The organism is Bradyrhizobium sp. P5_C11_2, from assembly GCF_054049755.1.
On the sequence record NZ_JBFULT010000231.1, the window covers coordinates 1 to 11,070 of the forward strand.

General features: G+C 65.2%; 11 protein-coding genes. 8 read left to right on the forward strand and 3 right to left on the reverse strand.

Translation table 11 applies throughout. From position 1 onward, the window contains the following. The 3 genes from ACXJL8_RS21230 to ACXJL8_RS21240 all read left to right on the forward strand — a co-directional run. A partial coding sequence (locus ACXJL8_RS21230; RefSeq protein WP_456685517.1) for a hypothetical protein occupies positions 1-3,067 on the forward strand: 3,067 nt, incomplete at its 5' end. Positions 3,068-3,469: 402 nt separating this feature from the next. After that, complete coding sequence (locus ACXJL8_RS21235; RefSeq protein WP_456619927.1) at positions 3,470-4,594, forward strand: DUF2336 domain-containing protein; 1,125 nt, start codon at positions 3,470-3,472, stop codon at positions 4,592-4,594. 51 nt (positions 4,595-4,645) lie between these two features. Next, positions 4,646-4,897, forward strand: coding sequence for a hypothetical protein (locus ACXJL8_RS21240; RefSeq protein ID WP_456619926.1), 252 nt, complete (start codon positions 4,646-4,648; stop codon positions 4,895-4,897). Positions 4,898-5,073: 176 nt separating this feature from the next. Here ACXJL8_RS21240 and ACXJL8_RS21245 read toward each other — a convergent pair whose 3' ends face one another. Then, positions 5,074-5,811, reverse strand: a complete 738-nt coding sequence (locus ACXJL8_RS21245; RefSeq protein ID WP_456619925.1) for a 3-oxoacyl-ACP reductase family protein — start codon at positions 5,809-5,811, stop codon at positions 5,074-5,076. A 75-nt stretch (positions 5,812-5,886) separates the two neighbouring features. Between ACXJL8_RS21245 and ACXJL8_RS21250 the strand changes: the two genes are divergently transcribed. The 3 genes from ACXJL8_RS21250 to ACXJL8_RS21260 all read left to right on the forward strand — a co-directional run bounded on the left by ACXJL8_RS21250 (position 5,887) and on the right by ACXJL8_RS21260 (position 7,804). Further along, complete coding sequence (locus tag ACXJL8_RS21250) at positions 5,887-6,537, forward strand: TetR/AcrR family transcriptional regulator (RefSeq protein ID WP_456685518.1); 651 nt, start codon at positions 5,887-5,889, stop codon at positions 6,535-6,537. 180 nt (positions 6,538-6,717) lie between these two features. Then, positions 6,718-7,146: a universal stress protein gene (locus ACXJL8_RS21255; RefSeq protein ID WP_456619923.1), complete on the forward strand. Its 429-nt coding sequence runs from the start codon at positions 6,718-6,720 to the stop codon at positions 7,144-7,146. 172 nt (positions 7,147-7,318) lie between these two features. After that, positions 7,319-7,804 carry a YkgB family protein gene (locus tag ACXJL8_RS21260; RefSeq protein WP_456619922.1) on the forward strand — a complete coding sequence of 162 codons (486 nt, stop codon included), beginning with the start codon at positions 7,319-7,321 and terminating at the stop codon, positions 7,802-7,804. A gap of 15 nt (positions 7,805-7,819) precedes the next feature. Here the strand turns inward: ACXJL8_RS21260 and ACXJL8_RS21265 are convergent, their stop codons facing one another. After that, positions 7,820-8,317: a GNAT family N-acetyltransferase gene (locus ACXJL8_RS21265; RefSeq protein ID WP_456619921.1), complete on the reverse strand. Its 498-nt coding sequence runs from the start codon at positions 8,315-8,317 to the stop codon at positions 7,820-7,822. 175 nt (positions 8,318-8,492) lie between these two features. On the opposite strand from ACXJL8_RS21265, the gene ACXJL8_RS21270 reads away from it, so the two are divergent. Next, the gene (locus tag ACXJL8_RS21270) at positions 8,493-8,756 is read left to right on the forward strand and encodes a hypothetical protein (protein WP_456619943.1); all 264 of its coding nucleotides are present in this window, start codon (positions 8,493-8,495) and stop codon (positions 8,754-8,756) included. A gap of 176 nt (positions 8,757-8,932) precedes the next feature. Further along, entirely contained in the window at positions 8,933-9,688 is a 756-nt protein-coding gene (locus tag ACXJL8_RS21275) for an outer membrane protein (protein WP_456619920.1), read from the forward strand. Between the two features lie 312 nt (positions 9,689-10,000). On the opposite strand, the gene feoB is transcribed toward ACXJL8_RS21275, so the two are convergent. Further along, the coding region (gene feoB / locus ACXJL8_RS21280) for a ferrous iron transporter B (RefSeq protein ID WP_456685519.1) at positions 10,001-11,070 on the reverse strand (1,070 nt) is incomplete at its 5' end.

Consider the following 11,070-nt stretch of genomic DNA (forward strand, 5'->3'; position numbering starts at 1 on the left):
CATCTCCTCCGGCCCGAGCGCCGACGGCAGCGCCACCCGCCTCCATCTCAATATCGATCCCGGCGAGCGCGCCATCCTCGCCGATCTCGAAGGCGTGCTCGCTTTCGACAACCGCCTGCCGAAATTCGAGGGTGCGCTGACGCTGGCGGTGCCGCCGGCCAAAAAGCCGGGCGAGGCGGGCCCGACGCCCTGGAAGCTCACGACAAAGCTCAAGGCCGATCCGGCCGGCGCCAAATTCGACCAGATCGACGCCAGCTTCGGCACGGAAGACAATGCGCTGAAGGCCGGCGGCGTCGGCGATCTCAAATTTGGCGCCTCGCCGCTGCTGCGCGCGGTGCTGTCGGCGCGCCAGGTCGACGCCGACWAGCTCGCGGGTAAGAGCGATGCCGCACCGCTGCGCATCCTGCCGGCGCTGCGCGCGGGTCTCGCGGCTATCCCGCAGGCGCCGATCCCGGCGCAGATCGAGTTCAACTCCGACCAGATCATGCTGGGCGCACGGCCGCTCCAGAACATCACGGCGGAGCTGACGACCGACGGCAAATCCTGGACCTTCCAGCGTCTCGACCTGCGCGCCCCCGGCATGACGCAGCTCGCGCTCAACGGCGCGGCGCCGGGCTCCAGCAGCTTCAGCGGCCGCCTCAGCGTCGAATCCTCCGATCCCGATACGCTGGTGGCCTGGCTCCAGGGCCGAAGCGAGGTCAACCGCCGCAGCACCAGGCCGCTGCGCCTTTCCGGCGAGGTGACGATCGCGGCAAACCATTTCGCCATCGAGAAGCTGAAGGCCGATATCGAAGGTGGCGCCGTCGAGGGCCGGATCGATTTCGCACAGACCGGCGCGAGCAAGGGCTCGCGGATCGACGCGGAGCTGAAGGCCGATCGCCTCGATCTCGATGCGGCCGCGAGTTTTGCGCGCGCGCTTGCGGGACCGCAGGGCGAATGGCCGGAGGAAGCAAAGCTTTCGCTCGAGATTGGCCGCGCGACCTCCGCCGGCCAGGAGCTGCGGCCATTCGCGGCAAAGCTCGGTTACGGCCCGACGTCACTGTCGCTGGAGCAGTTGCGCTTCGGTCAGGCGAGCGGCGCGACGACGGAGGCGAGCGGCAGCTTCGACCGCGCCAAGGCCACCGGGCGGCTCGCGCTGAAATCGTCGGCCAATTCGCTGCGCGAGCTCACCGCGCTGATCGAGCCGTTTGCGCCTTCGGTCCGCGCCCGGTTCGATGCGCTCCCGGCGCTGCCCGGCGCAACGCGCGTGAAGCTCGATCTGAGCCTCGACAGGAACGCCGAGCATGCCGATCGCAGCGACGCCCGCGCCGTGCTCGATCTCGACGCACCGCAGCTCAAGGCCACCGCGACGCTGGCCGCGCAGACGCCGCTCGTGGCCGTCACCGGCATCGACATCGACCGCTTGCGCAACAGCGACTTCACGCTGGACTCGAAATTGTCGACGCCGCAGGCCGGCGCGCTGCTGGCGCTGCTCGGCCTCGATCGATTGGTGGCCGCAGGCGAGGGCGCCTCGCAGTTCGAAGGCCGGTTAAGCGGCGCGTGGCGCCGGCCGCTGCAATTGAACGCGAAGCTCAGCGGCGGCGGGCTGGACGCGGATGCGCAGGGCAGCGTCGAATTGTCCGCGCCGGAGCCGAAGGCCAGCGTGAATTTGCGCGTGCGCAACGCCAATCTGGCGCCGCTGTTCGGCGCCGGGCCTGCCGACAAGTCGGCTCGGAACGTCAACCTGTCCTCGCGCGTGGGCCTGTCCGGCAATCGCCTCACCTTCGACGATCTCGACGGCAGCGCGGCCGGCTCGCATTTGCGCGGCCATCTGGCGGTGACGCTCGATCAGGAGAAGAGCATCGACGGCGAGGTCGGCCTCGACGCGCTCGATCTCGCGCCCGCGCTGGCGATCGCCCTCGGCGCGGCGGGACGCGACGCAGCCGAGCCGCTGGGCGCGGGGCTCATCGGTGGCTGGCGCGGCCGGATCGCATTCCAGGCCCTGCGCGGGAGCCTGCCGGGCGGGATAGAGCTGCGCCCCGTGGGCGGCACCATCAGGACCGACGGCCAGTCGCTCGCGCTCGACGCGCTGAAGGGCGGCCTCGGCGGCGGYGAGATGTCGGCGAGCCTCGATGCGCGGAATGGCGCGGGCGGCCTCGCGCTGAACGCGCGTATCGAGCTCAGCAATGTCGATGCGGCGGCGCTGCGCTACCGCGATCTCGCGCTGCCGAAGGGGCGCGCCTCGGTGCAGATGGCGCTGACGAGCCAGGGCCGCAGCCTCGCTGCCTTGACCGGCGCGCTCGCCGGCAATGGCACGGTGACGCTCGACGCCGCCGAGATCGCCGGCCTCAATCCCCGCGCCTTCGAGATCGCCATCCGCGCCAGCGACGGCGGCCAGGTCGCCGACGACAACCGGCTGCGGCAGCTGGTCGAGCCCGCGCTGTCGGCAGCTCCCATTGCGGTCGCCTCGGCGCAGATCCCGTTCACGATCCGCGATGGCCGGCTGCGCGTCGGCGCCACCCCGCTCGAGGCGAAGAACGCCCGCGCCATCGTCTCCGGCGGCTACGACATTCCCGCCGACCAGGCCGACATCCGCGCCAGCCTGACGCCGATCATGACCGGGCTGTCCGGCGCCCCGCCGGAGATCCAGTTGTTCGCGGCTGGCCCGCCGGACCGGCTGAACCGCACCCTCGATCTCGCGCCGCTGTCCTCATGGCTTGCGGTGCGCACCATCGATCGCGAAACGCGCCGGCTCGATGCCATCGAGCGCGGTGAGCCGCCACCGGCCACCGCGGCGCTGCCGACGCTGGTCTCGCYCGATCCGGAGCCGTCGCTGACCGACGTGCCGGTGCCCGGCCGCGATCCGCGCCGCGCGCCGCCGCCGAAGCCCAGGGTTGAGCCCAGGGGTGAGCCTAAGGCCGCGCCGATGCCGAAGGCGCCGCAGGCCGCTCCCGCCGCACCGAGCCCGCCGCTCGCAAGCCAGGCGGCGCCGCTGCCGCCGCCGATCGAGGTGAGGCCGGCGCCCGGACCGCCGCCGCCAAGACCCAAGCCGAAGCCGCCGCTGGTGCTGACGCCGTCGAATCCTTAGGCGACGTTAGTTTGGAGAGGTCGGGCGGCGGGCTCGGTCAACCTCTCCCGCTTGCGGGAGAGGATAGGCCGCCTTCGGCGGCCGTCATCGAAGAACGCCGAGGCGAAGCCTCGGCTATTCCGAAGGTGCGGGTGAGGGCTCTCTCCTCTGGGGGAGTCTCTCTGCGGAGACACCCTCACCCCAACCCTCTCTCGCAAGCGGGAGAGGGAGCGCACCTTCCCCCTTGCCTGCCGGTGAACACATTCCCGCGCATTTTAATGAGTTTTAGTCGGCAAAACTGATCTGCCGACTTTACCGGATTCTCGCGTTTGATCCCTAGTGTCGGTTCCAGAGGAATCCGGCGTCGCGCCACGAGCGGCGGGACGGCTCGCCAAAGAACTACCAAGAACTGGGGTGATCGACATGAACGGGGCAACATCGCTTCTACAGGATCTGGACGACGCGATCGCGCGCGGCACCGACGAGAGCCGGGCGAAGGCGTTGTGGCATGCGACCGACATTCTGATCACCGGCCGCTATAGCGACGACGAGATCAGCATGTTCGGCGAGGTCATCGGCCGTCTTGCCGACGAGATCGAGGTCGCAGCGCGGACGCAGCTCTCCGAGCTGATGTCGGCCTGCGATCACGCCCCGCTCAACGTCATTGCAAAGCTCGCGCTCGACGACGAGATCGAGGTCGCCGGTCCCGTGCTGCGCGACTCCACGCGGATCGACGAGAAGATGCTGGTCGAGAGCGCCCTGACCAAGGGACAGGCGCATCTGCTCGCGATTTCCCAGCGCCAGTCGATCGGCGAGGCCGTCACCGACGTGCTGGTCAAGCGTGGTGACCAGGAGGTCGTGACCTCCGTGGCCAGGAACGAGGGCGCGCGCTTCTCGGGGTCGGGCCTGTTGCACATGGTCCGGCGCGCCGAGGGCGATTCGATCCTTGCCGAGCAGCTCGGCCTGCGCAAGGACGTGCCGCGCCACATCTTCCAGCAGCTCATCTCGAAGGCGTCGGAGGACGTCCGCCGCCGGCTCGAGACCGAGCGGCCGGAGATGATGGCGCAGATCCAGAGCTCGGTGACCGAGGTCACCGGCGATCTGCAATCCAAGTTCGGTCCGTCCTCGCGCAGCTATTTCGTCGCCAAGCGCGTGGTGACGACGCAGTACCGGCAGGGCAACCTCAACCAGGATTCGATCTCGAACTATGCCCGCCAGCATCGCTTCGACGAGGTGCAGATCGGCCTGTCGCTGCTGTCGGCGCTGCCGGTCGACGTGATCGAGCGCGCGTTGATGGACCGCAACCGCGAGATGATCCTGGTGCTGTGCAAGGCGCTCGACTTCTCCTGGGATACGACCATGTCGCTGCTGTTCCTCGGCGCCAAGGATCATCTGATCACGGCGCGCGAGCTCCACGACAATGAGCGCGATTTCGGCCGGCTCAAGATCGAGACGTCGCGCAGCATTTTGAAGTTCTACCAGTCGCGCAAGAACAGCGCTGGCGCCGACCCCGCCCAGGGTCGTCAGCCCGAGCTCCAGGTCCACTGAGCATCAAGGTCCACTGAGCATCATCCGGGAATTGGCAGGGGAGTATTTGCAATGTTGCCTCAATTCGGCACCGCAGTTCGCAAGAATCCGAACAAGAACCTCGACAAGGCCGTCACCGCCGATCTCGGCGGCGGCACTCCGGACAAGGCCTCGGTCGACGCCGCCTGGCTCGTGCTGGAAGCCGCCAACGATCTCGGCGACCACGCCGCGATCGAAGCCTGCCGCCGCGTCATCGACGCCGAGCTGAACGGCACGGTCGCGGGCAGCTCGGATCTCGATCTCGTGCTGGGGTATTTCAGGTAGGGTTCCGTAGCCCGGATGGAGCGCAGCGCAATCCGGGACAGCCGTGTCCGCGCAAGAAGACCCGGATTACGCTGGGCTCCATCCGGGCTACGCTCGCAATGACGGAGTCTAGGGCACCGTCATTGCTCCTTCAGTTGCTCCATTGAGTGCTGACAGCATCCCGGCTCGAAAACGCGCTAAGCGTTCGCGCCGCCGTCGACCGTCAATGTCGAGCCCGTGATGTATTTGGCCTTCGCGCTCGCCAGGAACGCAACCGCGCTTGCTATGTCATCCGTTGCGCCATAGCGGCCGAGTGCCATGAACTGCTTCAACGTCTCCGCGGTCGGGCCGCTCGCAGGATTCATGTCGGTGTCGATCGAGCCCGGCTGCACCAGATTGACCGTGACGTCCCGGGGGCCGAGCTCCCGTGCCAAGGCCTTCGTGAACGCGGCAAGCGCCGACTTCGACGCCGCGTAGACGCCGAGCACCGGCGAGGGCACGCGGTCGGCGAAATAGCTGCCGATGGTGATGATGCGGCCGCCCTTGCCGAGGTGGCGCAGCGCGGCCTTGCTCGCGACCATCGGGGAACGGACGTTGACGTTCAGGAGTGCGTCGATATCCCCAAGCGAGATGTCGTTGAGGCCGCCCAAGCGCAGAATTCCGGCGTTGTTGACGAGGATATCGAGCCCGCCCAGCGCAGCGACGGCCTTGTCGACCGAGGCCTGGACGGCGGCGACATCGGCGCTATCGGCCTGGATCGCCACGGCTTTGCGCCCCGTCGCCTTGATGGCGTCAACCACCTTCGCGGCGCTGTCTGCGGACTTCTCATAAGTGATCGCAACGTCCGCGCCTTCCGTCGCCAGTGCTTTCGCAATGGCTGCACCAATACCCCTGCTTGCGCCCGTCACCAGGGCCCGTTTTCCTGCCAGCGTCATCTGATCTMTCCAATTCTGTAACGATCGACACAAAATATGTGGCGCCTTGATCGGTCGCGTCAAGGGGATTATGTGTTGATCACTACAGAAAGGGATGCGATGGCGGGACGGCCACGGGAATTTGACCGCGAGGCGGCACTCGAAGCCGCCATGTTCCTGTTTTGGCGCAAGGGTTTCGAGGCGGCCTCGATGCACGACCTTTGTGACGCCATGGGCGTCCGCTCGCCGAGTCTCTATGCGGCCTTCGACAGCAAGGAGGCGCTCTATCTTGCGGCGATCGAGCACTACGTCCTGACCCATGGGCAACCGGTGTGGGACAGGCTCGCGGAAGGCGCAACCGCGCGTGCCGGGATTGAAAATCTGCTGGTCGCGGCGGCCGAGACCCTGCCGAAATCCCGGACGGCGCCGGCCGGCTGCATGGCCGTGCTGGGCGCCGTCAGCGACGAATGGCCGGCGACAATCGCCCGCGCCATCAAAAAGGTCCGCCTCGACATGCTCGCCAATCTGCGCGCTCGGATCGAAGGGGCGGTCGCCAATGGCGAGCTGCCCGCTGCGACGGACATCGATGCCCTGAGCCGGTTCTACCTCGGCGTCTTCCAGGGAATGGCCATCCAGGCCAAGGACGGCGCCTCGCCCGAGGAGTTGAGAGGCGCAGCCAGGGCGGCGATGGCCGCGTGGCCGGGCGACAGGAGTCCTGCGTCAGTCCCGGCGCCTTCTCGCCCATAGAGCGACGACGCAACGGGCCATCGCCCGTCCGATTTGGCCCGTCCGATTTGCGCCAATGCCGGCATCCGGGTCACGGCGTGTTGGGCCGAAAGTTTGATCTATCTCAAGGCCGAATCCGAAACGCGGGCCCAGCTTACCTTCGGAAGGCGGCGATAGGTCCAGACCGGCGGGAGGTGAAGCATGTACCGGCATATTCTCATTCCGACAGATGGGTCGGAGCTGGCGGAGCATGGAGTGGCGCATGGGTTGGCGTTGGCGAAATCCCTTGGTGCCAAAGTATCTCTCATCTTCGTTGTGGAGCCGTTCTCAGAAATGACAGGGCGGTTCCGTGAAGCAGTCGCAACATATGCCGAGTTGCGCAAGGAACAGGCCACGAGCGCGTTGGATCGCGCGGCAAAGGCGGCCAAGGAGGCCGGCGTTTCCTGCGAACCGATTCAAGTGGAGAACGGGCAACCCCATCAAGCCATCATCGCAGCAGCCGAGAATAAAGGTTGCGATCTCATCGTCATGTCATCCCATGGGCGCAGCGGACTCTCCATGCTTCTCATCGGGAGTGTGACAAACAAGGTGCTGGCGCAGGCGAAAACCCCCGTACTGGTCTGTCAGTGAATGTGCGGATCTGGCGACAGAGTGCTCGCTCGCCACGGACACGCGCATTGCACGCAGCTGTGATCAGCGGAACTCGCTCCGAATGTAACGACCGATGCTCCTCTCCGTACAGCCTGTAGCGAACGTTTGGTTCGCCAACAGATGCATGTGCACTCCGGGGAGACATCGTCACATGAAGGGATTCAACGTCGCGGAGAATGGCGGCGGTTCTTATCGTCCTCTCGCCATTCTCCGCTGGGTCATGGTGATCATATTCGTGTCGTTCGGAATGCAGAAGTTCACGCTGCAATCCGCCCAGGGCATCGCCCAGTTCATCACCAACAGTCCGTTCATCTCCTGGCTGTCGGTGTTCGGCCTCAGGGGAGAGGCGTATTTCCTCGGTGTTTCTGAATTCGTGATTGCGGCGCTGCTCGCGGCTGGCGCGTTCAGCCCAATCTTGTCCGCCGTCGGCTCGCTCATGGGCGTGGTGACCTTCGCGATCACATGGTCGTTCTTCTTCACGACGCCGGGGGTGGTCAAATGGAGCCTCTCATCCGATCCAATGGCGTGGAATTTAACCGGCGAATTCCTGTTCAAGGATATCGTCTTGCTCAGTGTTTGCGCCGTGTTGTTTCTCGCGTCGTTGCCGCAATCGGTTGCTCGGCTGCGCACCAGCTGAGCGTCAGGCCGCCTCTCACAGCCGGGCGCGGTAGATCACGACGTCCTCGCCATGATGCGTCGTGCTCTTCTCTAGGACGTAATTCGACTTCTCCAGCACGCGGCGGGACGCGCCGTGTCCGACGAAGACCAGACCGATGAGGGACGGCAATTTCAGCTGTGACAGCCCGATGTCGGTCAGCGCGGTCGCGATCTCGCTCGCAAGTCCCTTGCCCCAAAATTCGCGCTTGAAGGTGTAGGCGATCTCGATCTCGTCGATGCCGTCCACGAGGATGTGCCGGATGCCCGCCCGTCCGGCGAACTGGCCGTCTGTCGTTCGCAGCGCCCAGAGCCCGAAGCCGTGCTGGTCCCAATGGGCCATGTTGACGGCAAGATAGATCTTCGTTGTCTCGGCCGAGCGCACGCCGCCGAGATAGCGCGACACCTCGGCATCGAGATGGAGCGCGACGAGGTCGGCGAGATCATCGTCGCGCAGTTTCTCGGCGGTCAGTCTGTTGGTGCGGAAGTGATCCAATGAGGTTAGCCGCGTTCGAAGTGAGCATCGATTGTTGCGCCGACGATACCGTCCTGCCGACGTTCTACTCGACCTTCCGGTCGCCGGTGTGACGCGCGGGGTTTGATCTGCATCAAATACGCGGATGACGATCGCGCCACAACCCGACTTCGAGGCTCGCAGGTTGACAGGTGCGATGATCCCGACTTGGTACGTCAGCTTTGAAATTCGACAACGTGGCGTTTTGCCGAGGCAGCGCAGTCCGCGCGAGACGCGGACGTTCGCGACCGAGGATGAAGCCAAGTTGTTCGCGCGCGCAAAGCTCGATGAAGGCCTCTCTGTTTTTGCAGGTACGATCAATCCTCACGTTCCGAGGCGGCTCATTCCGGCGCCAGATATCCATGCGTGGCTCAACGATGACGGCGGCTCTCTACCGTCAGAAGCGTCGAGCATCGATTAAGCACGCTACGGTGCATAGAGATGGCGCTTGGGTGTTGCCATTTTGATACGGGCTTCGAGACTCCTGCCCGCGTAAAGTTCCTCACATTCGCGAACCTTATGCACCTGGTCGGCATGGGTGCTCATTTTTGGACGAAACAGCGAATTGAACGAAAGAGCAAAAAAGGGGACGAGACAATGAGGAAGTTTTCGACTGCTGCGATCGGCTTCGTGGCACTGAGTATGGCGGCTCCGGCCATGGCGGCCGACATGGCCGTCAAGGCGCCGCCGCCGGCACCAGTGGTGGCGATCTACAACTGGAGCGGATTCTACATCGGCGCCAACGGTGGCTGGGGGCAAAGCCATGGTTGCGCCGACTTCGTAACGCCCGCTGGGACGCTGGCAGGTGGCTGCGCCGATCGCTCCGGTGGTCTTGCCGGTGGACAGATCGGGTACCGCTGGCAAACCAATCAGTTTGTGCTTGGTCTGGAAGCTCAGGGCGATTGGGCCGAGATCAAGAACACGCGCGTCAGCCTGATCGATCCGTTGATCTCGACCACGGGCAAAATCGACGCCATTGGGCTGTTCACAGCCCAGCTCGGTTGGGCATGGAACGCTTCGCTGCTCTACGTGAAGGGCGGCGCCGCCGTGACCCGCAATCGATTCGATATATTCAACAACGTCACCGGTGTCGGGCTGGCTTCGGCAGGTCACACGCGCTGGGGCGGCGCCCTGGGTGTCGGCTGGGAATATGGTTTTGCGCCGAACTGGTCGGTCGGTATCGAGTACGACCATCTCTGGATGGGACGCGACAATTTCGGCTTCGCAGGCGTGGTCACGCCCGGCGGGTTCACGCTCACCGGCAGTGGGATCAGCCAGGATGTGGACATGGTTACGCTTCGGGTGAACTACCGCTTCGGTGGTTTCGGTGCTCCGGTCGCTGCTCGCTATTGAGCGTGTGTGTCCTCCCGGTGAACTCAGGCCCCGGCATCGACCGGGGCCTTTTCATGGGAAGCCGAAGAAAACGATGGAGGTCCGGCATCAATTCCTGCGATGTCGCAAGGCCAGGCGCGGGTGAATTGTGCGGACTTGTCGAGGATGCGGGCCGCGATCAATCGTTGGCGGACGCTGTCCCGATGATGCCATCATGCCGGTGTTTTGCCCGACGGGTCAAGGCGAATTCGGATAATTCGTAACCCATTGATTTCACGACCCCCGTCTACTGTGCATGGGGTTGTTTGCAACTTTTTTAGTTTCGAGGGGGCTCTATCCCGCCCCTAACGCCACCGCGACGTTGTACGTCACGAGGCTCGCGGCATAGGCCAGCACCAGCATGTAGCCGAAGGTCGCAGCCATCCATCTCCAGCTTCCGGTCTCGCGCCGGATCACGGCCAGCGTCGAGGCGCATTGCGGGGCGAAGATGTACCAGGCCAGCATCGACAGCGCGGTGGCGAGCGACCATTTCGTCGCCAGCACCTGGCCGATCTGCTCGGCCGCCTCCTTGCCGCCTTCGATCGCATAGACGGTGCCGAGCGCTGCGACCGCGACCTCGCGCGCCGCCATGCCGGGGATCAGCGCCACCGCGATCTGCCAGTTGAAGCCGACGGGGGCGAGCAGGGGCTCGAGCGCCTTGCCGATGATCGCTGCCAGGCTGAAGTTGATGGCGGGTTCGGTGGCGCCTGCAGGCGGCTGCGGGAACGAGGCCAGGAACCAGATCAGCACCATCATCGAGAAGATCGTGGTGCCGGCGCGGTGCAAAAACATTTTTGCCCGCGTGTAGACGCCGATCGCGATCGATTTCAGCCGCGGCATCTTGTAGTCGGGCAGCTCCAGCATGAACGGCGCCGGCGCGTAGTCGCGCAGCATGAAGAACTTGATCAGGAACGAGACCAGCAGCGCGCTGGTGATGCCGGCGACGTAGAGGCCGAACATCACGAGGCCCTGGAGGTTGATGAAGCCCCAGACGTCCCTGGCCGGAATGAAGGCGGAGATGATCAGCGTATAGACCGGAATGCGCGCCGAGCAGGTCATCAGCGGCGCGATCAGGATCGTGGTCAGCCGGTCGCGCTTGTTGTCGATCACCCGCGTCGCCATGATGCCGGGAATGGCGCAGGCAAAGCTCGACAGCAGCGGAATGAAGGCGCGGCCGTGCAGGCCGGCGCCGCCCATGATGCGGTCCATCAGGAACGCGGCGCGCGCCATGTAGCCGAAATCTTCCAGCAGCAGGATGAACAGGAAGATGAGGATGATCTGCGGCAGGAACACGATGACGCTGCCGACGCCGGAGATCACGCCGTTCTGCAGAAAACTCTGCAGCAGGCCGGCGGGCAGGGTGT

Coding starts and splice junctions, on each gene's coding strand:
- ACXJL8_RS21260 (WP_456619922.1), top strand. CDS start 7,319: ATGAAGGGATTCAACGTCGCGGAGAATGGCGGCGGTTCTTATCGTCCT.
- ACXJL8_RS21235 (WP_456619927.1), top strand. CDS start 3,470: ATGAACGGGGCAACATCGCTTCTACAGGATCTGGACGACGCGATCGCG.
- ACXJL8_RS21245 (WP_456619925.1), bottom strand. CDS start 5,811: ATGACGCTGGCAGGAAAACGGGCCCTGGTGACGGGCGCAAGCAGGGGT.
- ACXJL8_RS21275 (WP_456619920.1), top strand. CDS start 8,933: ATGAGGAAGTTTTCGACTGCTGCGATCGGCTTCGTGGCACTGAGTATG.
- ACXJL8_RS21270 (WP_456619943.1), top strand. CDS start 8,493: ATGATCCCGACTTGGTACGTCAGCTTTGAAATTCGACAACGTGGCGTT.
- ACXJL8_RS21240 (WP_456619926.1), top strand. CDS start 4,646: ATGTTGCCTCAATTCGGCACCGCAGTTCGCAAGAATCCGAACAAGAAC.
- ACXJL8_RS21255 (WP_456619923.1), top strand. CDS start 6,718: ATGTACCGGCATATTCTCATTCCGACAGATGGGTCGGAGCTGGCGGAG.